Source organism: Sulfitobacter sp. 1A12157 (assembly GCF_043557345.1).
GTDB lineage: Bacteria > Pseudomonadota > Alphaproteobacteria > Rhodobacterales > Rhodobacteraceae > Sulfitobacter.
The window spans coordinates 191095-216280 of sequence record NZ_JBIFFV010000006.1; the positions used below are offsets into that span (position 1 = coordinate 191095).

The window sequence follows — 25186 nt, forward strand, 5'->3', positions numbered from 1 at the left end:
AGCTATGGCTTAGGACATCCACCAGCGTTCGATGAAGCGCTGGCTGTCGAGATCCCACATCTCGGACACTTCCTCGGGCATCTGCACGCTTTCGCTCATGGCCGAGACATATTGACCAAAGGCGGGGATCAGCGCGCCGCCCTGTTCTTTCACGATCTTCTGCATCTCGCCGTACATCTCGGCGCGGCGGGTCTGGTCGAGCTCAGGCCGGGCCTGCAACAGCAGTTCATTGAAACGCTCGTTGTCCCATTTGGTCTCGTTCCACTCCGCATCCGCCGCATAGCCGGTCGAGAACATCAGGTCAGGCGTTGGGCGGCCACCCCAATAGGAGCAGCAAAAGGGCTTTTGCAGCCAAACGTTCGACCAATAGCCGTCATCCGGCTCGCGTTTTACCTCGATGTTCAGGCCAGCAGGCCGCGCGCTTTCGGCAAAGAGCACAGAGGCATCTACCGCCCCGTTGAACGCCGCATCCGAAGTCGAGAGCGTCACGCCGAGGCTTTCCAGCCCCGCCTGTTTCAGGTGGTACTTCGCCCGCTCGGGATCATAGGTGATCTGCTCCAGATCGTCGTTGTAATAGGGCATGGAGCGCGAGATCGGTTGGTCATTGCCCACGGTGCCATAGCCGCGCAGAACCTTTTCGATCATGTCCTCGCGGTTGATACCGTATTTCAGCGCCATGCGCACGTTCAGATCATCGAAGGGCGCCGTGTTGGTCTGCATCGGCATGATGTAATGCAGCGTGCCGTCCTGAGTGTGGATCTTCACGTTGGGTGCGCGACCCAAGAGGTTGATCGTCTTAAGGTCGGGCCGGTCGATCAGATCGACCTCACCGGTCATCAGCGCGTTCATCCGGGCCGCCGGATCGCCGACTTTCAGGATCACGACCTTGTCGAAATGCGCGCGGCCCTCTTTCCAGTAGTCATCGCGGCGCGACAGTTCGACCCGCACGCCCGGCTCGAAGACGTCGATCACATAGCCGCCGGTGCCGATGCGGCTGTTGGGGTCGATCGTGCCGTCGCCGGTGTCTTGGCGAATGCCGAGGTGGTAGTCATTGAAGATGAACGGGAAATCCGCGTTGCCCGCAGCCAGTTCAAACACCACCACCTTATCGCCATCGGCGCGGATGTCGGTGATCTGCTCAAGCAGCGGTTTGATACCGGATTTGGACTCTGGCCCCATGTGGTGACGGATCGAGGCGATCACGTCACTCGCCGTGGCGGTCTTGCCGTCCGAGAATTGCGCATTGTCGCGCAGGCGGAAGGTCCATGTGGCGGCGTCGCTGCTGGCCTCAAAGCTCTCGGCAAGGTCGGGCTGGGCGGTGCCGTCGGGGGCGATCTCGGTCAATGTGTTGAAGACCGCGTAGCCGCTGGCGAACATGAAGTCGTTGTTGAAGGTCGCGGGATCAAGGCTGTCTGAGGTCGAACCTTGGGTGAAGCCCACCCGCAGCGTGCCGCCCTTCTTGGGTTGCGCCTGTGCCCGCGCCCCGCGCGGCAGGATCAGCCCGGCCCCCACGGCTGCGGCGCTCCCGGCCAGAAAGCTGCGACGGCTCGGGCCGTTTTGACGGTTTGTGAAATTGGTCATTGTATCCCCCTTGTTTGTTTTCTTGGTCAAACGCCTGACAAAGCGCTCGGCGTCTTGCTGCGGGGCCGCGTCATTGGCCGCCCCCCTCGCACTGGCATGGGCCATCCGCCCCACCCGCAGGCGCGGCCAAAGGACGGTGCGCGCCCCTCTGCGTGCGATCCATCGCGGCAATTCGCCTGCCGCAACGCTCTTGCCCATAGGCATAGCCGGTTCCGACACCGCGGTATAGATACCCCGGTCGCCTGTCGCGAAATTACGTTACGGCTAGTGAAGTTTTACGGGAAGATCAAGATGTTGAGGGGTGGCGGGCGGTGCAGCCCAGCCGCCGCCCCCTGCTGCGTGCCCTGAAAACCTTTGGTTGGTCGGCGCATAAAGCCGCCGCAAAATTCCTTCGGCTTTGGTCGCCTGCGCACCCCTAACTGTGTCGACAGCCTCGCAAATGCCAGTGACTGTAAGGTTCGTCGCGCGGGCGGTCGATGGTCACCCTGCGCCCGCCGACGGCATAGCCTCCGAAACGCGCGGGCTTCGCGCCGCGCCCGGGTGCAGAAACAGGCGCTCCAAAGATGCGCCCCCAATCCATGGCTCTGGCGGAAATTAACCGAGCGGGCCGCGGGATGAGGTTGACCGTTACAGGAACCTTTCGGGTAACCGCCGGTTATCCTCCTGCGATCCGGCTCAAAGGAATAACGTAATGACGCCCCGCAAAGCTACGCCGCATGCGAAAGGCGTAGGATACCCGATCGGTTTGAGCCTTTTGCTCCCCCTCGCCGCCCTGAGCCTGCTCGCCGCTTGCGACGACCTGCAGTTCCCTCGGGATGTGGAAGAAACCCTTAAAACCGTTCTTGCCGAACAGAAAATGACCGTGGCGGTATCGGAAAACCCGCCGTGGATCGTGCTGGCAGACGGCCACCCGCCGCAGGGGGTCGAAGCCGATCTGACCCGCGCCTTTGCCGAAGCCCTAGGGGTGTCCATCGAATGGAAGCCCCTCGGCGCCTTCGCAGCCTTGGAGGGGTTGGAAAAGGGTGACATCGACCTCGCCATCGGGGGTTTCACCCGCAAGGACGTGACACCAGTCAAGAGTGCCGCGCCGAGTTACGTCTATTTCGAAGAGTCCTTTGTCATCGGCAGCCGCGGGCCAGACGCTTTGCCTGATGACATCAAAGGACAACAGGTTTTCGTACCGCCCGACCTGCCGCTCGCCGCGCTGGTCGAGGAGGAAGGCGGCATTCCGGTGGATCAATGGGCCGAGGATCTCAGCTTCGCCGCCCTCCCCCATTGGCAGCTTGAGGAAAAAGACCTTACCGCCAGCGAAGTGACCCTAAAGCGGGCGCAACATGTCGTTGCCGTGCAGCAGGGCGAAAACGCTTGGCTGATGGAGATCGAAGGCTTCCTTCGAGATGAGGCCGGAACCATCGGGGCGCGTTTGCGCGCATCTGCCCCATGAGCCGTTCCATTCGCACCATGCCCGAGGCGCAGAAAAAGGCGCTGCACCGCGCGCGCTGGCTTGAGGTCATCTGGCTCGCGGTCTTGGTGTCGATCGTGGCGGCGATCTACCTTGTGGTGGGTGGCAGCCAAGCGATGAAAACTGCTTGGATTGAAGACCTGCTCAGCTTCGTGCCGCCCATCGCCTTTTTGGTTGGCTCGTGGATCGAGGGGTGGAAGCCCAACCGCCGTTTCCCACTGGGCTATATCCGCGTCACATCAATCGCTTATCTGATCAGCGCCGTGTCGCTCGGCGGGGTCGGGATTTTTCTTATCGTCGACTCTTCCATCGCGCTGTTCAAACAAGAACACCCCACCATCGGCAGTGTCGAGCTTTTCGGCACCACCATTTGGTTCGGTTGGGTGATGATCGCGGCGCTGGCCTATAGCGTCGTGATGCCGGTCATTTTCGGCCATCTGAAAATGAAACCTGCCAAGATGCTCCATGACAAGACGCTCTATGCCGATGCCATGATGAACAAGGCGGATTGGATGACCGGGCTTGCCGGGATCGTGGGCATCCTCGGGATCGGCATGGGCTGGTGGTGGGCCGATGCGGTCGCGGCGATCATAATTGCCTTGGACGTGCTGCATGACGGGTTCAAACACACGGGCGCGGCGATCCGCGACCTCAGCGATGAGATGCCGCGCACGATTGAGGATAAAGAGTTCGACCCTCTGATCGAGAAGGTTCAAAAGACCTTCAACGCGCTGCCGTGGGTCTGCGAAAGCCGCCTGCGGCTGCGCGAAGAGGGGCGGTTTCTGACCGGTACGATCTATGTCGTGGCGCATGATAACGGCGGCACGCCCGAAAGGGTCGAGGCGGCGGAGGCCGAATTGCTCGACCTGCATTGGCGCATTCATGACATCTCAATCATGCCGCGAACCAAGATTGCAGGGTCGGTCACGATTGAAGGCGCGGATGACGGCACTTTGCCGCTGCGTTCGGGTACCCGGCGGCGTCCGGCGGGCTGAACCACGGACGCGCCCCCCGTATCGCGCCCGCCCCGCGCCATGGCGGGCGAGGCGAAAGGCATCTGGTTTAGCCCCCGACCAACGTACCGCAGTTCGGATGCAGCACCTGCCCGCTCATATATGACGAGTCCTCGCAAGCGAGGAACAGCAGCGACGGGGCCACCTCATTCGGCTGCCCGGGGCGGCCAAGCGGGGCGTTCTGCCCGAAGCCCTCAACCTTGTCCGCCGAGAAGGAGGCCGGGATCAGTGGCGTCCAGATCGGCCCCGGGGCCACGCCATTGACCAGAATCCCCTTGGGCGCCAGCTTGCTTGCCACCGCGCGCAGGAAGGACAGGATCGCCCCTTTGGTCGAGGCATAGTCGATGAGAAGATCCTGCCCTTTGTAGGCGGTGATCAACGTCACACAGATGATCTGCGCGCCCTTTTTCAGATGCGGCGGCGTCGCCTGCGTCATCAAGATCATGCCGATGATCTTGATGCGGAACGTGCGTTTGATCTGCGCTTCTTCGATGTCTTCGAGGCTTTCCTGCGCGTGTTGTTCGCCCGCATCGTTGAAGAGGATGTCGATCTTGCCAAAGCTTGCCATCGTGCGGCTTACGGCATCTTTGCAAAAGGCTTTCTCACCGACATCGCCCTCCAGCAACAGCGTTTCAATGCGCCCGATTGCGGCTTGCCTGAACAGCCTGTTCGCGGGGCGGCCAAGTTGATCGGATGTAGGCGAGGATGTCCCAGATATCCTCGTCCGACAGAACCTCTTTGAAGGCGGGCATGCCGCTGGCAGAATCATTGATGCCGCGCGCGGCCAAAGCGGCCTGGCCTCCGAATTTGGTATATTCGAACAGCAGCGCGTTGTCGTGGTGCCAGGTGTGGCCGGTGGCGTCATGGGGCGGCGCGGGCAGGATGCCGTCCTCGTCCGGTGTGCGCCACTCGGGTTGGCCTTCCAGATCGGCCCCATGACAGGCCGCGCAGGTCTCGGCATAGAGCCCGCGACCGGCTTCGATATCGCGGACTTCAAGTTCGTGCTCCGCCTGTGCGGCGGTCGCCCAAAGGCAGACTAGAAACAGATAGCGCATCACGTGACCTCAACCCAAGTGCGCATCCCTCCGATGGCATGGCTCAACATGTGGCAATGGATCAGCCAGCGGCCGGGATTGTCGAACACGCAAAGCACATCGCGGCTTTCGCGGGCTGCGACCAATGTCGTATCGCGCAGGTCGCCAAGGCTGCCATCGGCGGCGACTTCGTAAAAATGGTGGCCATGCAGATGGATGCCATGCGGGAAAGCGGTGTCATTGGCTAGCGTGATCCGCACGGTCTCCCCGCGCTCTATGGTGGCGAAAGGGTCCGGCGGCAGGTCCGAGACATCGTTGAAGGACCAGATATTCGCGCCGCCGTGATGCCCGCCCATCGCGCCGCCCATCATGGTGAGGGTGAGATGCTGCGCGGGGCTGCCTGGCGCGGGGAGGTTCGGGGCCGTGAGCTTGGGCAGAGGTCCGGGTTTGCGCTCGCTATTCTCACCAGAAACGCGCAGTTCGGCGAGCCTGTAGCCTCCCTGCCCGGTCTGCATTTCAAAGCCAACCGGGCCCGTGATATCGACGATCAGATCGGCCCGCTGGGCCGGGGCCAGCACTAGGTCGGACAGGTCGCGCGGCTGGCTCAGCGCCATACCGTCCAAGGCCACCACCGACCCCGAGACCCCGGACAGCATCAGGGGAAAGATCCGGTTGGTCGCCGCATTGATCAGGCGCAGGCGCACACGGTCGGCCTGCCGGACCTCATCCCGCGACAGGAAGGCGCGGGCGAAGTTCCCCATATAGCCCGCATGCGCGACGCTATGCATATCCGTGAACTCATCGACAAGGCTGCCGTCTTGATTAAGGATCCAGTCCGACAGGATCACGGTCACATCGTGATCCACATCGACCGGCATGTCGTCTTCGACGATCAACGGCCCCATGAGGCCCCGCGCGACCTGCTCTTGCGAGATGTAGTGCGAATGATACCAATAGGTTCCCGCATCGGGTGGCACGAAACTGTAGGTCTTGCTGTCGCCGGGGTTGATCAAGTCTTGGGTCAAGACCGGCACGCCGTCCATTCGGTTCTCTAGCCGAATGCCATGCCAGTGAACCGCTGTGCCCTCTTGCAACGCATTCTCGACCTTGATCGAAGCCTGCGCGCCGCGTTTGAGCCGAAGCTCGGGGCCGGGCGTCGAGCCGTTGAAGCCGAGCATCGCGGTGGTGCCTTCGCCCTCAGGCAGGATCTGTTGGGTCACGCTCTGAGCCTTGAGCGTCAAAGGCGGCGCGCTTGCAAAGCTTGGGCGCGGCAGGACCATCGCGGCTGAAGCGCTGGCGAGGAAGTGTCTTCTGTTCATGTCATGCCTTATCGGGATGGTTGAGATTCATGCTGCTGTCGATGCGCGGGCCGCCGGGGTTCAGACAAAGGTACTGGCTGCGCAAGCCGTTTCCAACTCGGGTGCGAGGTGAACCGCCGATGCGCGCAATCTGGCTCAGGGGACTGTGCCGAACCATTCGGGTCATCCCCTCTCTGACAAGGGGGCACGGCCCCCCATGACCTGCAAAAGGAAGCTTCCCGAGGCGGTGATCATAAGAAACCCGTGAAAGGCTTCGATGCCGGTAAGAAAACGCAAATGCCCTGCGGGGCTCAGGTCTCCGCGCCCCAGCGTGGTGAAGTTGACCAGCGAGAAATAGAAATAGTCCATCAGGGTGATCGGCTTGTCCCCCGGGCCGGACGCGTTCAGCACGCCGATCTGCAACCCCTGCACGGCCCAGAGAAAGAAGAGCGTATAGACGAAAGCCTCGATCACATGCGCGATCGTGATCGCCCCCACCGCGAGGCCCAGATTCTGGCCATGCGCATCCGCAGGGCGCCGGGCGATCGTGTCGGAGACCCCTTTGAGGACGAAATAATGAATCGCCGTGCAGATTGTAACGACCAGAGCTGACAAAAGCATTGCTTGGATCATGAGGCGGGCACCTTCCTTCGTAGGGTCGTGTCATGCTGCGGCGGCAATCTTAGCGCCCTTCGTCGGTGCAGGCCGCTGCGGGCCCTCGGGGAGCAGGACGTCATCCATCAAGTCCTCGATGAAGGTGCTCAGCAGCTGCGTGCGCCCCGTGACCGCGGCCTTGCGGTAGATCGCGTTGGTCTGCGCCTTGATCGTTCCCTCGGAGGTGCCGCGCAATTCCGCGATGTCGCGGGTGCTGAGCCCTTTGACCAGAAAGACAGCGACATCCCGCTCTGCCGGGGTCAGCCGCCAATCGGCGAAATGCTGAGACATCACGATTGAGAACTCCGAGGTGCACCGACGCATCTTCTCTTCGGCAAGCCGCGCCCGTTGCAAACTGGTGCGAAGCGCGACCCAGCCAAGAGCCACGCCGAGGTTCAGGCCGATGGCCAAGACGGTTTGCTGGTACTCATGGCTCTGCCAGATCAGGAAATCAGGCTCCATGCCGATGGCGTCCAGCAAGAAGCAGGTGGTAAAGAAGATCGCCACGACGGCCTGTAGCGCCGCGATGGCCCAAAGGGCGATGGTTCCACGCGTTTTCATAGCTCGATACGCCTTGTTGTTGTGGTGGAATGCAGGGCCGACCTCAGTGACCGGCCCTGCAAGACGCGCTTACTTCATCGCTGTGACGGTCAGCTTGCCTTTGACACGGTCGGCCACGAATTCGATGTTCTGGCCTTCCTTCATCCTGGCGATCAGCGCCTCATCGGCTTTGAACACCATGGTCATCGACGGCATATCGAGGTTTTCCAGCGGGCCGTGGATGATGGTGACCTTCTTGCCCTTACTGTCGATCTTTTTGACCTTGCCGGTGGAATAGACCAGCGGCGCCTCGGCGGCCGCATCGGACTGCGCCACGGTCAGCGGGCCATGCATGCCGGATTCGTAATGGCCGGGGATCAGGCAGGCGAACTCAAACGCGCCTTCGTTGGCGAAGGTCCAGATCACCTCCCCCTCCATGCCGGGATCGAGGCGCACGGAATTTGGATCGTCATGCTCCATGTCCATCTTGGCCATGGCTTCCTTGTGCTTGGCGTTGCCCTCCATGGTGTCGATGACGAACTCATGCTCGATCTCGCCCTTGTTGGTGACGGCAAAGCGGATGGTTTCGCCCTTCTGGATGTCGAATTTGGCCGGCTCAAAGATCATTTCGCCGTCGTCGGTCTCGCGCATGGTCACTTCGATGGTGCGGTCGACGGCCTCGGCTTTGCCGGGCATGCCGATGGCCATTTCTTCATGCATCTCGCCATGGCCGTCATCGCCGTGGCCGCCGCCGTGGGTGCCTGCGGCAAAGGCGGGGGCGCTGATCAGAAGGCTAAGGGCGGTCGAAAGAAGAAGTTTGTTCATGGTGTTTCCTGTATCCTTTGGTTGTCGTTGCGGTCCGAGGGCCGCTTAGCCCTTGGAGGTTGGTTTCGGCGTGATCTGGGTTTTCGCACTGTGGTTCTGCGCAAAGTCAGGCAGTTCGCCCGTCCATTCATACGCCTCGGTGCCCGGCGGGTTTTCATACCAGCCGGGATCTTCGTAATCGTCCGCGTCGATGCCTTCGCGCACCTTCACGACCGAGAACATGCCGCCCATTTCCAGCGGGCCATGCGGCCCCCAACCGGCCATCATCGGCACGGTATTGTCGGGCAGTGGCATCGACATTTCGCCCATATCCGCCATGCCCGCCGTGCCCATGGGCATGAACTCGGGCTGCACGCGGCGGACCTGACGTGTCATCTGGGTGCTGTTGGTGCCGATCAGCGTCGGCACATCGTGTCCCATCGCGTTCATCGTGTGGTGCGACTTGTGGCAGTGGATCGCCCAGTCGCCCAGATGCTCGGCCACGAACTCATAGGCGCGCATGGCCCCCACGGGGATGTCGATGGAGACCTCAGGCCATTGCGCCGATTCCGGCACCCAGCCGCCATCGGTGCAGGTGACCTTGAAGTCATAGCCGTGCATGTGGATCGGGTGGTTGGTCATCGTCAGGTTGCCGACCCGCACCCGCACCCTGTCGCCACGGTTGACGACCAGAGGGTCGATGTCCGGGAAGATCCGGCTGTTCCAGGTCCACAGGTTGAAATCCGTCATCGTCATGATTTTCGGGATGTAGCTGCCCGGGTCGATGTCGAAGGCATTAAGCATGATCAGGAAGTCCCGATCCACGCGCATGAAATCCGGATCCTTGGGGTGGACCACGAACATGCCCATCATGCCCATGGCCATCTGCACCATCTCATCTCCGTGGGGGTGATACATGAAGGTGCCCGATTTGGTCAGGTCGAACTCATAGACAAAGGTCTTGCCCGGCGGGATGCCGGGATGGCTGAGCCCGCCAACGCCGTCCATCCCCGAGGGCAGGATCAGCCCGTGCCAATGGATCGTCGTATGTTCGGGCAAGCGGTTGGTGACATAGATGCGCACCCGGTCGCCCTCGACCGCCTCGATGGTCGGGCCGGTCGATTGACCGTTGTAGCCCCAGAGCCGCGCGACCATCCCATCAGCCAGCTCCCGCTCGACCGGTTCGGCGACGAGGTGGAATTCCTTCACCCCGTTGTTCATCCGGTGCGGCAGGGTCCAGCCGTTGAGCGTGACAACGGGGTTGTAATCCGGCCCCGAGGTGGGGCGGGTCGGGGCTTGGGTCGCCGCGCTGTCCATGACGGCGGCTTCGGGCAGCCCCATGTTGAGGGTCTGACCCCAAGCCTTGGAGGAGACGAGCGTCGCCCCAGCGGCACCCGCGCCCAGCAGTTGACGTCTGTTGATCATCTGTTTGCTTCCTTGTCTCAATGTCCGGCGCCGCCACCGGCGGCGATCTGTGTCTCTCCGCCCGCGCCCGCGCCGCCACTGCCGCCGCCGTAGATAGCGGCGGTCAGCCCGGCCGAGGCCAGCCAGAAGTCGCGCTTGGCATTGGCCGCCTCAAGCTGGCTGCCGATCTTTTCACGCGCGTCGTTCAGCAGGTCGAAGGTGCTGGTGATCATGCCGTTGTTGCTGAGCAGCGCCTCCTCGTCGATGGTGCGGCGCAGCGGCAGCACCACCTCTGCGTAATGCCGGGCGATCTGATGGCTCGAGCGATAGGCCGTGGCCGCCGCCCGCGCCTCGGAGCGCACATTCACCGCCCGTTCCGCGAGGACATTGGCGGCTTGAAGATAGCTCAGCTCGGCCTTGCGCAGCCGTGCCTTGCCACTGTCGAAGACCGGAATGACGAACTCGAACTCGACCTGCGGGGAGGCGCTGGTCTCAATCTCGCCATTCTCCTCCTCGCGCTCGACTTCCACCCCGGCGATGACTTCAAGATCGGTCAACGTGCGGGTGGCATCGGTCAGACCGTAGGCTTTCGCCGTGGCGGCGAGCCCCAGCCGTGCGACTTCGAGGTCGACCCGATTGGCCAGCGCCAGCCGCTCGATGCCCCCGTGGCCCTTGACCGTATTCGGCACGCGCGGCAGGGCATCGGGGACATAATATGCCACGTCCTGCCCCCAGAGCCCCATGAGACGGGTCAGTTGCTCTTTGGCCAATTGCGCGTCCAGCCGTGCCTGCGCCAGTTGCCCCGCCATTTCCGCATTGAACGCCTGTTCGCGGGCCTGCGCGGCTTTGTTGAGCGCGCCGGTCTTGCCCAATTGCTGCGCCAACTCTGCCGAGGCATCGGTGGTGACCGAGGCCCGCTTCAGGTAGCTGACCGTCTCGAAGGCGGCGACGGCATTGATCCAAGCCTCCCGCGTTTCATTTGCCAGCGCCAGCGTGTCGCTCACCGCCTGCATCTGGGCGTGCTGGAACTCTGCCTCGGCTACGGCGATGCGCTGTTTGCGGGTGCGGGCATCCAGCAGGTTCACGGCGATCATGCTTTCCAAAGCACGATAGAGCCCCACCTCGGGGGCGCCGATGCCCAACAGTCCGATGGACACGACCGGGTTCTCAGGCGTGGACTGTTGCCATGCCTCTGCCGCCGATAGTCCGATCTGCGCATAGGACGCCTGAAGCCCTTTGTTGTTCAAAAGCGCCACCTGCACGGCGGTTTCGGCATTGATGGTTTTGCCCTGCACCATGGCGCGCACCTGTTTGGAGGTGGCGACGGTCTCGGCCTGCGACTGTGCCCATACGGTGCGCTTGCCGATGGCTTTGGAGGTGCGCGCCTCGACGGTGGCAAAGCCAGCATCACGGGCCGAGAAGCTCACCGGCAGGTCCGTTGTCGTGCAGGCGCCCAAGATCAGCGGGGTGATGACAACGGCGGTTTTCAATTTCCAGCGCATCAGTGGTTCATCCCCTGCATCGGGGCCTGCTCGGCATTGAGCCGCCGCCAGTCGAGCGGCTCGACAACGCCGCGGCGACGGTAGCCCGCGAAGGGCTGCTCGGCGGTGGGCGCAACGCTGCCGCGCGCGCTATTGTCGGCGGCGGTCATGGCGGCGACATTGGGCAGCGGCGTGGGGTGCTGAACATAGGCGGCGGTGACGTCAGGAAGGGGCGGAAGCGCCGTGGCGCATGCGCCAAGGGTCAGGGACATGGTCCCTGCGATCAGTGGTCGTTTCATTGGTATTTGCCTGAGAATGAGGTGATCTAACCCGCAGCAGGACACTGCGAATGGGAAGGCCGTGTTCGGGCCGGGATCAACTCAGACCCGCGGCGGGCGCAACTGGCGGGAAGGCTGGCCCGAAACGACGGACCGGGAAACGCGGGTGAATTCGACGGACCGCAGATCTGACATTCTGGAATCCTGCGAGGGATTGAGCGCGGCCGTAAGGCAGATGCCCCCGCAGCAAGGTTCGCCGTCGAGCTCCCCAGACAAATCCAAATGCTCGGATTGCGCGGCATCCTGCTGCGCCACAGGCATTGCCGCCCCATGATCGTCAGCGTGATGCAGCGACTGCGCGCTGTCATGCATGCCGCTTTGGGCATGTACAGAGGAAGGCGGCAGCAGCAACAAACCACAGGCCAAAATCACGCCAAGCAGGGTGCGACAGAGGTATGATATCTTTGCCAAAGGACGCATGAGGCATAGGAGTGTCCCATGTGGCCAAGCCTGTCAACGCGTCCAGCGCTGGAAGGATGGCAAGTTTTTAAGCCTCTCTACCGTGGCAGCAGGGTTTGGGGGGGGCACGGCCAACGCGACCTGCCCCCCCGCCCTCGAACGCGTTACAATTCGCTCTTGCAGTCCAAGAACCCGCGGTAGCCAACGGTCAACCCGCGGTCGAGGTGGAATTTCAACTCGGCTTCCGAGCGGCTGAGGTCGCCGTCCGTGTCGGTCCACTCCGCCCCTGCGAGGGGGGCAACGGTCACGTCGACGCCCTCAGCGTAGAAACCGGCACCATCGGCAAGGGCGGTTTGGTCGATGGCCTCGTTGGACTGCAACTCGATCAAAGTGCCCGACAGTTTGATGCCGCCGGTCTTGCCCGCCATCACGAGGCTTGGATCGCCTTCGTTGGTGCGGCTGAACTGACAGATCGCCTCAGCGGCCAGCACACTGTCTACATCCTCTGCGGTCAATGCTGCCGGGTCGACCGCGGCCACTTCAGCCGACGACAGCGCCTCTTCCACCGTGCCGACCTTCGCCGGAGATGTCGCTTTGCCAAGCTCGGGGTCAACCGCATCGCCGTTCTCTTCGATATCGGCGATCAGGCTGCGCATCTCGGCGATTTCCTTGCGCTGAGCCGCAATGATGTCATCGGCCAGTTTGCGCACACGCGGGTCGGAAAGCTCTGCCCGCTCCGAGGTCATGATTGCGATCGAATGGTGCGGGATCATCGCGCGCATATAGCTGGTATCGCCGACCGTGACCTGGCTGCGAACCAGCCAGAGGGTGAGCGCAAAAACCACGACGGACCCGATATAGATGGCGATGTTTATGGCTTTGTTCGAATACATAGAGAGCATGAAACTAAGCATGATGACCGCCATCACCGCCCCCATCAGCAGCGCCATATAGGTCCGCGTTTCGCTGAAAAAGACATGTTCGAAGGCGTAGGTGTTGAGATACATCAGGCCAAACATCACGATGGTGGATGTCGCGATCATTGCGGCGAAACGCCAATAGGACATGGGTGTCTCCTTTATCAACTTTATGCGCGATGCCTTTGGCACCGTGGCAATCAGCCCCATGGGAGTTTATGATCACCAGCGCCAATGCGGGCCTTTGCAACGCGCCGGCAGAATGCGAATGGGGCGGCCCCAGATACCCCCCTGTGGTATGTTAACCGGCCACATTCGTCATAGTTCCGATAGGTGGAGGCATCATACGTGGAAGCAAAGCAAAACAAGGCAGCGATCCTCAAGCGGCTGGCGCGGTTGGAAGGGCAATTGCGCGGCGTCACGCGGATGGTCGACGAAGGGCGCTATTGCGTCGACGTGCTGGTGCAAACCGCCGCCGTCCGCTCGGCCCTGCGCGCCGTGGAGCGCTTGGTGATCGAAGACCATGCCAACCACTGTATGGAAGAGGCGATCCTCTCAGGCGACCGTGAAGAACAGCGGCAGAAGTTTCGTGAGTTGGTTGCTTTGCTGGAAAAGGCGCGGGACTGACGGGCGCTCCCTTTTCCGGTCCGGTCACACCCCTCCCGTCAGCCGCGAATATAGCCCGTTGCGCCTGCAAAGACTGTCATGCGTCCCGGTCTCGACCTTGCGCCCGGCATCCATGACAACGATCTGATCGGCATGTTGCACCGTCTCCAAACGATGCGCGATGATCAGGGTCGTGCGCCCCTGTGACAGCCGCAGGAGCGCTGCTTGAATGTCCCTCTCCGTCTCACGGTCGAGGGCAGAGGTGGCTTCGTCCAGTATCAGCACCGGCGGGTTCTTCAGGAAAGCCCGGGCGATGGCGACACGCTGCTTTTGCCCGCCCGACAGCATCACGCCCCTTTCGCCTACGATGGTTTCCAAGCCTTCGGGCAAGGCGGCCACCAGCGTGCTCAACTGGGCATTCTCAACCGCGGCTTCAAGTTCCGCCGCCGTGGCATCCAATTTCCCATAGAGGATATTCTCCCGCAAGGTGGAGCCGAACAGGAACACATCCTGAGACACGAGCCCAATCTGCGAGCGCAGGCTCTCCAGCGTCATATCCGCAATATCAACGCCGTCGATGGTGATCCGCCCGCCCGAGGGGGTGTAGAACCGCGGCAGCAGCGCCAGAAGCGTGGTCTTGCCCGCGCCCGAGGGGCCGACAAAAGCGACGGTCTCTCCGGCGTTCACGGTCAGGCTCACCCCATGCAGGATCGGCAGCGGGCTGTCATAGGCGAAAGAGACGTCCTCGAAGCGCACGGTGCCTTGGGTGATGGTCACGGCGCGCGCCTCGGGCCGGTCGGCGACATCGCGCTCGGTCTCCAGCAATTCGGTATAGCGTTGAAACCCCGCAATGCCGCGGGTGTAAGTCTCGATCACGGCGGCAATTTTTTCCAGCGGTCGGAAAAAGACGCTGACCAGCAACAGAAAGCCGACAAAGCCCCCGGTGCTGAGCGATCCTTGGAGCACAAATCCCGCCCCTGCGACCATTACCACGACCTGCACGAAGCGCAGCCCCATGTAGTGGATCGCGCTGGCCTTGGCCATGATTGCATAGGCCGACAGTTTGGTATCGCGATAGGCGGCATTGTCGCGGGCAAAGAGCGCCTCCTCATGCCCCTCATTGGCGAAGGCTTGCACCACCCTAATGCCGCTGACCGCCTCTTCAAGGCGGACGTTGAACGCCCCTACCCGGGCGTAAATTTCGCGCCAAGAGCGGGTCATGCGCGCGCCATAGACGGCCACCACCCAGACCATCATCGGCACGATCACCACGGTGATCAGGGCAAGGGTGACATGCAGGTTGATCATCAACACAAAGGCGCCGACGAAGGTGACCATGGCGATGAACAGGTCTTCGGGCCCGTGGTGCGCGACCTCGCCGATCTCTTCCAGATCGCGGGTGACCCGGGCGACAAGCTTGCCGGTGCGTGCCCGGTCATACCAGCGCCAAGACAGTCGGGTCAGATGCGAAAAAGCGCGGCGGCGCATTTCGGTCTCGATCTCGATCCCCAGACGGTGCCCCCAATAGATCACCACCCCCATCAGCGCGGTATTGACCAGATAGACCAGGAGCAGCCCGATCGCGGCCAGAACGGTCAGCCGCAGATCGCCAAGCGGCAGCAGGTGGTCGATAAAGGCGGTAATGGCGAGCGGGAAGGCAAGTTCCAGCAGGCCGGACAGAACGGCAGAGCCGAAATCGACCCAGAACAGGCGCATATGGGGGCGGTAGTATTGGAAAAACTGGCGTAACATGGGCTGGCTTTCGACGGGGAGGGAGAAGAGAGAGGTGAGAGGGAGAGGCGCTCAGGTGGGGTGGACCACCGGGCTCGGGCTGGTCTCGATCACCTGCATGGGCAGGCCATAGATGCGCTGCAATGCCTGCGGGTCGAGCAGGTGCTGCACCGGTCCTTCCAGCGCGACGCGACCACCGTCGAGGGCGATGACATGGTCGCAAAACCGCACCGCCATATTGACGTCATGCAGCACCACCACCGCCGAAAGCGCACCGGCGTCGACGGTTTTTCGCAACAGCGTCAGCACATCGATCTGATGGGCGACATCCAGCGCCGAGATCGGCTCGTCCAAGAGCAGGCTTCGCGCGCCTTGGGCCAGCATCATGGCGATCCAAGCGCGCTGTCTTTCCCCGCCCGACATGGTGTCGACCATCTGCCCGCGCTTGTGCTCAAGCCCGCATTGCGCAATGGCGCTGTCGATCATGCGCCGATCCTCCGGCCCCATCCGGCCCAAGGCTCCGCGCCAAGGGTAGCGGCCTAGTGCCACCAGTTCCTCCAGCAGTAGCCCCTCGGTGGGCGGCGTGACCTGCGGCAGAAAGGCCAGATCGCGGGCGAAATCGCGAGATTTCCAGTCGCGCAGATCGCGCCCGCCATAGCGGATGCTGCCGATATTGGGGCGGGTTTGTGCCGCCAGCATTTTTAGCAGTGTCGATTTGCCCGATCCATTGCGCCCGACCAGCGCCGTGATCCCCGTCTCGATCCGCAGGGACAGGTCATCGACCAACCGTCGTCCGGGCACGTCGAAGGTGATATGATCAAGCGTAAAAAGGCTCATGCGTGTCTCCGTCCGAGCAGGGCCAAGAACAGCCAGGGCGTGCCGACCAGCGTGGCGAAAAGCCCCAGAGGCAGGTCGTAGGGGTAGCTGGCGGTGCGCGCCCCAAAGGCGGCAAGGCTCATCAGCAGCGCGCCCAGACACCAACTGGCGGCGAGGAATGGGGCGGGCCTCAGCAGGCCGAGGCCGCGGGCGATATGCGGGGCCATCAAGCCGACAAAGCTGACCGGTCCGACCAGCACGCTTGCGGCCCCGGTGGCCAGCCCGGCGGCCATGATGACCGCGAGCCTTGCGGTGCCAAGCGGCATTCCCAGCCCCCGCGCAATCCCCGCCCCGAGCGGCAGGATGTCGAACCAGCGTGCAAAGAGCAGCGCCGCCATCAGGGCCACGACCGCCAACAGCGACAGCGCCACCGCCCCGGCCAGCGTTACCCGCGTGGTGCTGCCCGCAAGCCAGCCCAGCAGGGTCCAGGCCCGGGGATCGCCCGAGGCCATGATTGCCGCCAGCAGGGCCGAGGCGAATGCACCGATCGCCAGCCCCGCCAAGAGCAGACGCGCCGGGGCCATGTCGCTGCGCGCGGCATAGGCGGACAGCAGGAACAGCGTCGCCACCGCCCCGCAGGAAGAGCCGATTGCCAGCGCCAGTGGCGAGGGCGCGGGCACCGCAAAGAGGGTGGCCGCATAGCCAAGCGCGGCACCGCCGGTCACGCCCAGAACCTCGGGCGCGGCCATTGGGTTTGCCGTCACCCGTTGCAAAGCGGCCCCCGAAAGGGCCAAGAGCGCTCCGGCAGCGGCGGCGGCCAGAATGGCGGTGGCGCGCAACGGCAGGAAGGTCGTCGCAATCGCGCCAGATATCACGCTCCAGCCATCAGGCCCGCGGGTGCCGAAGAGGCTGAGCAGGGCCATGACGACCGTCGCACCGACCAGCATGGCAACCCGCTGCCACGGGTGCCGCGCGCGGGCGGAAAAGCTGTCGTTGCGTTCGGCGTCAGGCGGAACGATGTTGCGCAAGCGCGGCAGGAGCGCGATGAGAAGCGGGCCGCCAAGCAACCCGGTCAGCGCGCCCGTGGGCAACTCCGGCAGCCCCAACGCGGCGAGGGCCATCAGACCGCTGTCCACCAGCGCAAGCAGCAGTGCACCTGCAAGCGGTGCGGCAAGTAGTACCTGCGCCACGCTGCGTGCCCCCAGACGGCGGGCCAAGGCGGGGGCCGCAAGGCCGACAAAGCCGACCAGCCCCACCTCGGCAGAGACCATGCCCGAAAGGAACACCGCCAATGCCAGCGCTGCGACACGGATGGCCCCGACCTGCGCGCCAAGGGCCTTGGCCATCGCCCCGCCAAGGCTCAGGACCAGCAAGGGGCGCAAAAGCAGCGCAGCCCCTGCCGCTCCAAAAAGCAACACCACGGCAAGCCGTGCCACCCCGTGCCAACTGTCTTGTGACAACGCCCCGCCGTTCCAGAGGACCAGAGACAGCAGGTAATGCCCCTGCCCCAGCGTCAGGGCGGTAGAGATGGCGGAGGCAAGCATGCCCACCAGCATTCCCGCGATGGTGACCGTGACAGGGGCAAAGCCGCGCCGCGCCCCCAAGGCCATGACGACAAGCGCCGCCAGACCGCCCCCCGCCAGCGCCACGGGACCGGGGCCAAGGGCCAACATCTGCGGCCAAAGAAGCGTGGCGCAGACCAGCGCAAGCTGCGCGCCAGAGGCCACGCCCAGCGTTGTGGGGTCGGCCAGCGGATTGCGTAGCACCGCCTGCATCAGCGCCCCCGACAACCCCAGAAGCGCCCCGATCAGCAGCGCAATCACCGCCCGCGGCATCAGCCCGAAAGCAAAGAGGATCTGTGCGGGCGACAGGTCTTGCGGCCCTGAAAAGGGCAGCACCCATTGCCCGGCGGGCAGCGCCTTGAGCGCGGCAAGGGACCAAAGGCAAGCCGCAGCCAGCCCGGCCACAAGGGGCAGTGTCGAGACGCGATGCGGGATCATGCAGCGTCCAGCGCGGTCACAAGATGGGTGGCGAAACGCAGCGCGGAGGGCGCGCCGCCAAAAGGCATGCGATCGGGCAGATAGGCCACCCGACCGGCCCGCACAGGCGGCAGGGCGGCCCAAAGCGCGCTTTGCGCAAGCGCGCGCCGCGCGACAAGCGGCACCGGGCCCGCGACGACCAGTTGCGCATGGGGGAAATCGACCAGTTTCGCCAGCGGGACCGGTGCATTGAAGCCAAACTCGGTATCGCCGCCCCAAGCATTGGTCAGCCCGATCCGTGGCAGCACCCCGCCGTACAGGCTGTCGGAACCATAGATTTGCACATGGCGCGCATCCCCCACGGTCATCACCAGACAGGGCCGTCCCGCAAAGCGTGTCGCGCGGGCGCGCAGGGCATCAAAGGCGGTCTCATAGTCCCGCCGCACCCGGTGGCCATTTGCCCCGCGGTCCAATTGTATCGCCAAGGTTTCCAGCGCTGACAGGGCCTTTGGCAAGGCCGGTTCGGTCGGGATGAACATGTTTTGGGTGATCACCGGGGCGATGCGCCCAAGCTGCGGTTCCACGAAACTGTAGAAATTCGACGACAAGATCAGGTCGGGGGCGACAAGGCTCAGCGCTTCGAGGTTGGGGCTGCCGCGCAGCCCGCGGGCAGCGCTACCGCCGCGCCGCGGAGGAACTGCCGCTTCTCCGCCACCGCCGCCAGCGGCAGGTCAAGGGCCACAGCCGTTTCCGCCATCGCCCAATCAATCGCCGCAACCCGCGACACCCCCCAGGCGCGCGCGCGCGATGCCACAAGAGCGCAGGCTCCTGTGGCAATGAATGCGCGGCGCGTCAGGGGGCTGGAGTTCACCACTTCTTGGACAGCGTCGCCGAGAAGGTGCGCCCGTCCCCATAGTAGGTGGAGAAGTAGCCCACGGAGGATACATAAGCCTCATCGGTCAAGTTGGTCACATTGACCTGCAACTCGGTCCCGTCATTGAAATTATAGGACACGGCGGCATCCAGCAGGGTTACAGCGTCGAGTTGGTTGGCATTGGCGTTGAACGCATAGCGCTCCCCGATGTAGCGCGCCCCCGCCCCGATGGTCAGCCCGGCAAGCGGCCCGGCCTGAATTTCCTTGGAGGCCCAGAGTTTGAAGGTATGCGCGGGCGTCAAACCCAACTCATTGCCATCTTCGTCGCCGCCAATGATCTCGCTGTCGGTATAGGAATAGCCGCCTGTCAGGCTCCAACCGTTGACAAGATTGGCCCGGCCTTCCAACTCAAGCCCACGCACCCGGGACTTGCCCACCTGCTCATAGCTTCGGACCCCGGCGCCATTTTGCACATAGACCGCGCGGTTCTTCTCTTCCAACTGGTAGAGGGCTGCCAACACATAGGCGTCTACCGTGGCGGGCAGGTATTTCATGCCGATTTCCCACTGCTCCCCCGTTGTCGGCTCAAGCGCGCTGCCGGTATCGCCGGGTTCCGCGAAGCTTTGGAAAGAGGTGCCGTAGGACAGATAGGCCGAAAGACCGTTGTCCCAGACATGGCCAAGGCTGGCCTGCCCGGTGGTCGCGCTGTCGTCGCGCGTCAGATCGACCGTGCCCGGAAAATCGCCGGACCCCGGCACCGAATAGAGCGTTTCGGACTGCCCTTCGGACTTGTTGCGGTCATGGCGCAGGGCCAGACCCGCGCGCCAATTGCCATAGTCGATCTCGTCGCTGACATAGAAACCGGTTTGCTGCACCGTCACATTCTTGTTGGCGTACCAACTTGCGCCGTTACGCTCTGGCGTGATCGGACTGTAATCGGGATTGGCAAAGTCGATCTCTTGCTGACCGTAGTGGAACAGGCTGACGGCGGATTCCTCGAACCTGCGCGCATCCACGCCAAAGGTGAGGTTATGGCGCAGGTCACCTGTATAGGCCGCCCCTTCAAGGCGCAGGTCCACCGCATAGGAGGTCACATCTTCGTCCTGCAACAGCTGGGTGCGGGAAACATTCGTTCCGTTAACCGCGCCGACGGACAGGTTCGAATAGGACCAGTCAAACTTGGTGATCCCCGCATTGCCCACAAGCCGCCACCCGCTGTCGAATTCATGCGTGATCTGGGTTCCGATGTTGAGTGTCTTGCGGTCGCCGTATTCCAGCGCCTCATTGCCGAAGTAGAAATCGCGCAGGGTTTCATCGGATGCGGTGCCGATCAGACCATTGGGCGCGCCCGAAGGGGAATCCGGGTCGTCATCCTGATAAGAGAGCAGAAACTCCGCCGTGGTGGCATCGGTCGGACGGTACTTCGCGGCGAAGCCGAGGTAGGCGCCCGGGTTATCGTATTCGTCGATGCCCAGAACGCGATTGCCCGCCTTTCCGACAATGCGATAGGCCAGCTTTTCGTTGACCACGCGGTTCGCGTCGCCGAACGCATAGTAAGAGCCGTTGCTGTCGGTGTGCAGACCGGCCTCATTCGTGTCACCATCGAATTGAGCCCGCTTTTGGATCAGGTTCACCAGACCTGCCGGAGACCCCGACCCGTAGAGGACGGAGTTCGGCCCGCGCAACAGCTCGACCCGCTCCATTCCGTAAAGATCAAGCGAGGGCGCACCGTAGTTCGGGCGCGTGGAACGGCTGAAAGGAAGCCCGTTGAGGTAGATCTGGTTTTGCAAATCCGCCCCCCGAACCGAGATCGAATCGAACCGCGGGTCGGCCCCATAAGCCTCGGTCACCACGCCCGCGGAATAGCCGAGCGCCTCGGACAGGTTGTTGGCCGCCGTATCCTCGATCTGATCCGTGGTCACGACCGTGATCGACGACGGCGTTTCCAGCAAGGACCGCCCGCTCTTGGTCGAGGCCGTCGTGCCCGCCGCGTAGCCGACAACAGGGCCGGTCGGGGCTTCTTCGGACTGGATGACAATTTCGCCGAGGTCTACGGCATCCTGTGCGGCGGCAACACCTGCCGACACGGCCAATACGCTGGTGCCCAGCATCAGGAAGAATGTGGATTTCATGTTCTCATATCCGTCTGTGAATTTCCCGAGCGAATAACTCAACTATTTCGACGCGTCTTGAACGTTTCCGCCGTCATTTGCCTCAATCCGTTGCAAAGGGGCTATTGCGTTTGGCGGCGCCACTGTGAGGGCGACAGACCGACCGAGCGTCGAAAGACCCGCGAAAGGTGGGATTGATCGGAAAAGCCGGTTGCCACCGCAATATCGGCAAGCGGGCGCTGCTGGTCGGCCATCATTTCCTTGGCGGCAAGGACGCGGCATTCGGCGATCCAACGCTGCGGCGACATGCCCGTCGTTTGCTTGAACGTCCGGCCGAACCAGCTTTCGGAAAGCCCCGCCACATGCGCCAGTTCCGCGACACTGACGGCCCGAAAGATATTCTTGGCCATATGCCGCTGCACTGCCGACATGAGTTGCGGCGTCAACCCACCAGACGCAGGCGCCGCGGTGTCGAGAGGAGGCGCCACGACGGCCCCCAAGAGCGCCTGCAGCAATCCGTCCAGAACCAACGTACCGCGCTGCGGTGCCTCGACTTCACGCGCGGCCAGCCGGGCGAGGGTCAGCAAAATACTGTCGTCGCCTGCAAAAATGAGGCAGCGCGGCAAACTGGAAAGGCCACTGGCGCTCAGCCGCGCTTGCAAGGCAGCCGCGTCGAAATGAAAGTCGATATGGCTGAGCCTCTGTGCCTTAGCAAGCTTGCTCCAGAGCGGGACGCCGGCAGGCACGAAAAAGGCGCGCAGCCCGGTCCCATCGGCCCCTTCCTCGGAGGTTCGCAATTGGATCGAGGGCGGCACATCGTCTAGAAACACGACGAGCCGCGGATCGGGCGCAATGTAATACCCGCCCCCGCCCCGCTTACCGGAGACGTGCCACACATCCGCGACAGCCCCTGAAAGCGGCCTGAACTTTAAGGGTTTGAGGGTGTGAAGGTCTCTTGTCCGCGCCTCCATACGAGGGATGAAGGCCCGCGCGTTGCGCAGTTCAGACAGTGAGGACGTCGGCATGGGGATGACATTTCTGGCAGATCAGAGGATTGCCCGAATTCCTGACTAATTTTATAAGAAATGTCAAGAAGACCGGTTAAGGTGATATTACTTGGCCTCCGACAGGGACGCAGTGCCTCACAGACCCGAAAATATGACCGTTCGACAAGGCCGGGTCTTTTCATCATCATGACACCCGCGACAGATCATTCCGAACCAAAGAGGCTTTCATGAAAACGCGCAAACTGGGACAGAACGGGCCGGAGATCAGCTGCGTCGGATATGGCGCCATGTCATTTTCCGACATGTACGGCCCCACCGACGAGGGCGAAAGCCATGCGATCTTGGATAGCTGCCGCGATCTTGGCATCAGCCATCTGGACAGCGCGAATATCTATGGCATGGGCCGATCCGAAAGCGCCATCGGCAGCTACCTGAAGGCCAACCCGGGCGCGCGCAAAGACTTCGTGATCGCCACCAAGGCGACGATCACCCGCGACGACGATGGCAACCGGATCCTCGACAACTCCGCCGCGCATCTCGAAGCGGAGTTGGACAAATCGCTTCAGCGCCTCGGCGTGGACTGTGTCGATCTGTTCTACGCTCATCGTAGGGATCCACGGTTTAGCCCTGAGGAAACGGCGGCCAATCTAGGCCGTCTGGTCGAAAAAGGAAAAACAAGGGCGATCGGACTGTCCGAAGTCTCTCCCGCCACGCTGAGACGCGCCCATTGGGCCTATCCGATTACGGCGGTCCAATCCGAGTATTCCTTGTCGACCCGCGCCCCGGACCTCGGTCTGGTGCAGGCTTGCTCGGAACTGGGTGTCGCCATGGTTGCCTTCTCTCCGGTCGGGCGGTCTTTGCTGACCGACAATCCAATCCCCAAGGACCGCATTTCGCAACTGCCCTTCCTGTCGGGCAACCCCCGTTTCGTAGAGCCGAACCTGAGCGAGAACCTCGCCATCACGGATAGGTTCCGCGCCTTGGCAACAGAGATGGAGACTTCGGCAGCCGCACTGGCCATAGCCTGGCTCTTAAGTCGGGGCGAGCATGTTATCCCGATTCCCGGCACCCGTTATCCGGCACATTTGCGGGAGTGTGCCGCGGGCGCGGAACTGGCGCTTTCGGCCAGCGATCTTGAGCAGATCGAGGCGGTCCTGCCCGTGGGCTGGGCCCATGGAGACCGCTATTCAGAGGCGCAGTGGCAGGGGCCGGAACGCTATTGTTAGGGCGCCTCATCGCCAAACGGGGTCTCGCGGGGGCGGCAATGTCCCCCTGCCCTTGCGAGTCGCAGCGCCCTTGCGCCCACGCGATCACCATCTACCCTTTTGAAGATGGAGACCTCGGACAAAAAGCCCGTCAGAAAGCAATACCACTCTCGGAAAGTCGGATCTGACTTACACATTTGGGACGTGCACCGGCTGATGCGCGCGGCGCGTTGGTTAGAGGTGCAGATGGTATCGCCCGACGCTATTGCCGAGGCGGATGAGAATTGGTGGTATGGCGCGGCCGATGCCATACCCACCCCACGATCAATTGCGGGCCACCTATCCCTGATCGGCGACCTCGATCCCCGGCATCCGATTATCCTTTGTGCCGATGGTCGGTTGATGGATGGAATGCACCGTGTCGTGAAGGCGATTGCAGAGGGCCGCACCCAGATCCCAGCGGTGCGCTTCGCCAAGACCCCGCCGCCTGATTTCGTGAACCGCCCCCTCGACAGCCTACCTTACGACGACGAGACGATCTGACCGGTTTGACGCCAGCGCAGGCTCCGTGGCGCGAAGCCAATCGCCCCATCATCCCAGATAAATCTGTCCCGCCGGATATTTGACCTTTGGCACGCTGCGGGTGGCAAGGAAGAAGCCGATTGCCAAGGGGCCGACCCGCCCGACGAACATGATCGTCATGATGATGAAACGCCCAATGCCATCCAGCTCTGCCGTAATGCCCCGCGACAGGCCGACCGTTCCAAAAGCGGATGTGACCTCAAAAGCGATATCGGTGAACTGGCCGTCGTGGTTGATGGTCATGACGAATACCCCCGTCAGGACCAGCAGCATGGAAATGGTCGTCAGGGCCAAGACCTTCATCACCTCATCCAGCCCCAAGGACCGGCCAAAGGCATGCAGTGTTGTCTGACGCCGAAAAAATGCGATCGTGGCAAGCAGCAGGACAAAGAGCGTGGTCACCTTGATGCCACCCGCCGTTGAGGTGCTGCCGCCCCCCACCAGCATCAGCGTCATGGCCAGCAAGGAGGTACTGTCATGCATCCCGCCGGTGTTGATCGTGTTGAAACCAGCGGTCCGCGGCGTGGTGCCTTGAAACCAACTTGCCCAGAGTTTCTCAACGACACTCAAAGGACCGAGGGTCTCAGGGTTGCCCCATTCCAGAAGGCCAAACATGACACTGCCCCAAGTGATCAGCAGTGCCGTGCCAACCAGCATCAGCTTTGAATGCAGGGTCAGTTTGCGCCAACTCCGGTTGCGATAGACATCGCCGACCACGATAAACCCAAGCCCGCCAAGGATGAAAAGCGCAGGGATCACCAGATTGATGATCGGGTTTCCCACCCACTGCGACAGGCTGTCGGGGTGCAGGGCAAACCCGGCATTGTTGAAGGCGGAAATGGAATGAAAGACCGCCTCCCACAGCCCGGCCCAGCCGAACTCAGGCACAAAGACAAGGGCCAAAAGCGCGGCACCTACCGCCTCGCAAGCGATGGCGATGATCAAGATCATACGCGCGATATAGGACAGGTTCGACAGGGATGTCTGGTTCAAATCCTCGCGCAGGATCAGCCGTTGCGGCATGCCGATGGGAATACCAAGCGCCCCCAGCAACAGCACCGCAAAGGTCATCAGGCCAAGCCCGCCAAGCTGAATCAATGCCGCAATCACCGCTTGACCAAAGCCCGTGAATGCCGCCCCGGTGTCGGCAAGCACCAGCCCGGTGACCGTCACCGCAGAGGTCGAGGTAAAAAGCGCCTCGCCCAGACCGATGTCACCGTGATGCGAAATCGGCAGCCACAGCAGAACGGCCCCCAGAATGATAAACGCCATGTAATAGAGCGACAAAAGCGCAGGCGGCGGCATCCGCAGGGTCTTTTTCCGCCGCAGGAGGGACCGAACCGACAGGGC

At 62.6% G+C, this 25186-nt stretch carries 24 protein-coding genes; 5 read left to right on the plus strand and 19 right to left on the minus strand.

Annotation, left to right across the window (positions count from 1 at the left end):
- Positions 1 to 9: 9 nt before the first annotated feature.
- The gene (locus tag ACGYLC_RS12345) at positions 10 to 1581 is read right to left on the minus strand and encodes an ABC transporter substrate-binding protein (protein WP_394423160.1); all 1572 of its coding nucleotides are present in this window, start codon (positions 1579 to 1581) and stop codon (positions 10 to 12) included.
- Positions 1582 to 2326: 745 nt separating this feature from the next.
- On the opposite strand from ACGYLC_RS12345, the gene ACGYLC_RS12350 reads away from it, so the two are divergent.
- On the plus strand, positions 2327 to 3025 hold the full coding sequence (locus ACGYLC_RS12350; RefSeq protein WP_394423161.1) for a transporter substrate-binding domain-containing protein: 699 nt from the start codon (positions 2327 to 2329) through the stop codon (positions 3023 to 3025).
- On the plus strand, positions 3022 to 4038 hold the full coding sequence (locus ACGYLC_RS12355; RefSeq protein WP_394423162.1) for a cation diffusion facilitator family transporter: 1017 nt from the start codon (positions 3022 to 3024) through the stop codon (positions 4036 to 4038). The genes ACGYLC_RS12350 and ACGYLC_RS12355 overlap by 4 nt, the downstream gene beginning before the upstream one ends.
- Positions 4039 to 4105: 67 nt before the next feature.
- On the opposite strand, the gene ACGYLC_RS12360 is transcribed toward ACGYLC_RS12355, so the two are convergent.
- The 10 genes from ACGYLC_RS12360 to ACGYLC_RS12405 all read right to left on the minus strand — a co-directional run bounded on the left by ACGYLC_RS12360 (position 4106) and on the right by ACGYLC_RS12405 (position 13075).
- Complete coding sequence (locus ACGYLC_RS12360) at positions 4106 to 4681, minus strand: SDR family oxidoreductase (RefSeq protein ID WP_394423163.1); 576 nt, start codon at positions 4679 to 4681, stop codon at positions 4106 to 4108.
- A gap of 7 nt (positions 4682 to 4688) precedes the next feature.
- Positions 4689 to 5111 carry a c-type cytochrome gene (locus ACGYLC_RS12365; protein ID WP_394423164.1) on the minus strand — a complete coding sequence of 141 codons (423 nt, stop codon included), beginning with the start codon at positions 5109 to 5111 and terminating at the stop codon, positions 4689 to 4691.
- Positions 5111 to 6409 (minus strand): multicopper oxidase family protein, encoded by a 1299-nt coding sequence (locus ACGYLC_RS12370; protein WP_394423165.1) that lies wholly within the window; start codon positions 6407 to 6409, stop codon positions 5111 to 5113. The genes ACGYLC_RS12365 and ACGYLC_RS12370 overlap by 1 nt, the downstream gene beginning before the upstream one ends.
- A 162-nt stretch (positions 6410 to 6571) precedes the next feature.
- Entirely contained in the window at positions 6572 to 7021 is a 450-nt protein-coding gene (locus tag ACGYLC_RS12375; protein ID WP_394423166.1) for an ion channel, read from the minus strand.
- Positions 7022 to 7051: 30 nt separating this feature from the next.
- Entirely contained in the window at positions 7052 to 7603 is a 552-nt protein-coding gene (locus tag ACGYLC_RS12380; protein ID WP_394423167.1) for a helix-turn-helix transcriptional regulator, read from the minus strand.
- Positions 7604 to 7672: 69 nt separating this feature from the next.
- Complete coding sequence (locus ACGYLC_RS12385) at positions 7673 to 8407, minus strand: copper-binding protein (RefSeq protein WP_394423168.1); 735 nt, start codon at positions 8405 to 8407, stop codon at positions 7673 to 7675.
- 45 nt (positions 8408 to 8452) lie between these two features.
- Positions 8453 to 9811: a multicopper oxidase family protein gene (locus tag ACGYLC_RS12390; RefSeq protein ID WP_394423169.1), complete on the minus strand. Its 1359-nt coding sequence runs from the start codon at positions 9809 to 9811 to the stop codon at positions 8453 to 8455.
- Positions 9812 to 9828: 17 nt separating this feature from the next.
- Positions 9829 to 11292 carry a TolC family protein gene (locus ACGYLC_RS12395; protein ID WP_394423170.1) on the minus strand — a complete coding sequence of 488 codons (1464 nt, stop codon included), beginning with the start codon at positions 11290 to 11292 and terminating at the stop codon, positions 9829 to 9831.
- Positions 11292 to 11570 carry a hypothetical protein gene (locus ACGYLC_RS12400; RefSeq protein ID WP_394399316.1) on the minus strand — a complete coding sequence of 93 codons (279 nt, stop codon included), beginning with the start codon at positions 11568 to 11570 and terminating at the stop codon, positions 11292 to 11294. Before ACGYLC_RS12400 ends, ACGYLC_RS12395 begins: the two co-directional genes overlap by 1 nt.
- Before the next feature lie 602 nt (positions 11571 to 12172).
- Entirely contained in the window at positions 12173 to 13075 is a 903-nt protein-coding gene (locus ACGYLC_RS12405; RefSeq protein ID WP_394423171.1) for a DUF305 domain-containing protein, read from the minus strand.
- A gap of 198 nt (positions 13076 to 13273) precedes the next feature.
- On the opposite strand from ACGYLC_RS12405, the gene ACGYLC_RS12410 reads away from it, so the two are divergent.
- On the plus strand, positions 13274 to 13552 hold the full coding sequence (locus tag ACGYLC_RS12410) for a metal-sensitive transcriptional regulator (protein WP_067630970.1): 279 nt from the start codon (positions 13274 to 13276) through the stop codon (positions 13550 to 13552).
- Between the two features lie 24 nt (positions 13553 to 13576).
- Here the strand turns inward: ACGYLC_RS12410 and ACGYLC_RS12415 are convergent, their stop codons facing one another.
- The 7 genes from ACGYLC_RS12415 to ACGYLC_RS12445 form a co-directional block, all read right to left on the minus strand.
- Positions 13577 to 15283 (minus strand): ABC transporter ATP-binding protein, encoded by a 1707-nt coding sequence (locus ACGYLC_RS12415; protein WP_394423172.1) that lies wholly within the window; start codon positions 15281 to 15283, stop codon positions 13577 to 13579.
- A 51-nt stretch (positions 15284 to 15334) separates the two neighbouring features.
- The gene (locus ACGYLC_RS12420; protein ID WP_394423173.1) at positions 15335 to 16099 is read right to left on the minus strand and encodes an ABC transporter ATP-binding protein; all 765 of its coding nucleotides are present in this window, start codon (positions 16097 to 16099) and stop codon (positions 15335 to 15337) included.
- On the minus strand, positions 16096 to 18078 hold the full coding sequence (gene fhuB / locus ACGYLC_RS12425) for a Fe(3+)-hydroxamate ABC transporter permease FhuB (RefSeq protein WP_394423174.1): 1983 nt from the start codon (positions 18076 to 18078) through the stop codon (positions 16096 to 16098). Before fhuB ends, ACGYLC_RS12420 begins: the two co-directional genes overlap by 4 nt.
- Complete coding sequence (locus tag ACGYLC_RS12430; RefSeq protein WP_394423175.1) at positions 18075 to 18665, minus strand: iron-siderophore ABC transporter substrate-binding protein; 591 nt, start codon at positions 18663 to 18665, stop codon at positions 18075 to 18077. The genes fhuB and ACGYLC_RS12430 overlap by 4 nt, the downstream gene beginning before the upstream one ends.
- A 23-nt stretch (positions 18666 to 18688) precedes the next feature.
- Positions 18689 to 18814 carry a hypothetical protein gene (locus tag ACGYLC_RS12435; protein ID WP_394423176.1) on the minus strand — a complete coding sequence of 42 codons (126 nt, stop codon included), beginning with the start codon at positions 18812 to 18814 and terminating at the stop codon, positions 18689 to 18691.
- A 110-nt stretch (positions 18815 to 18924) separates the two neighbouring features.
- Positions 18925 to 21063 (minus strand): TonB-dependent siderophore receptor, encoded by a 2139-nt coding sequence (locus ACGYLC_RS12440; RefSeq protein WP_394423177.1) that lies wholly within the window; start codon positions 21061 to 21063, stop codon positions 18925 to 18927.
- 101 nt (positions 21064 to 21164) lie between these two features.
- Positions 21165 to 21872 carry a helix-turn-helix domain-containing protein gene (locus ACGYLC_RS12445; RefSeq protein WP_394423178.1) on the minus strand — a complete coding sequence of 236 codons (708 nt, stop codon included), beginning with the start codon at positions 21870 to 21872 and terminating at the stop codon, positions 21165 to 21167.
- A 404-nt stretch (positions 21873 to 22276) separates the two neighbouring features.
- Here ACGYLC_RS12445 and ACGYLC_RS12450 point away from each other — a divergent pair, with 404 nt between their 5' ends.
- Both ACGYLC_RS12450 and ACGYLC_RS12455 read left to right on the plus strand, forming a co-directional pair.
- A complete protein-coding gene (locus tag ACGYLC_RS12450) occupies positions 22277 to 23275 on the plus strand; it encodes an aldo/keto reductase (RefSeq protein ID WP_394423179.1) in 999 nt (332 codons plus the stop codon).
- A gap of 225 nt (positions 23276 to 23500) precedes the next feature.
- Positions 23501 to 23797: a hypothetical protein gene (locus tag ACGYLC_RS12455; protein WP_394423180.1), complete on the plus strand. Its 297-nt coding sequence runs from the start codon at positions 23501 to 23503 to the stop codon at positions 23795 to 23797.
- Between the two features lie 48 nt (positions 23798 to 23845).
- Here ACGYLC_RS12455 and ACGYLC_RS12460 read toward each other — a convergent pair whose 3' ends face one another.
- Positions 23846 to 25141, minus strand: a complete 1296-nt coding sequence (locus tag ACGYLC_RS12460; protein ID WP_394423181.1) for a TrkH family potassium uptake protein — start codon at positions 25139 to 25141, stop codon at positions 23846 to 23848.
- Between the last annotated feature and the right edge of the window lie 45 nt (positions 25142 to 25186).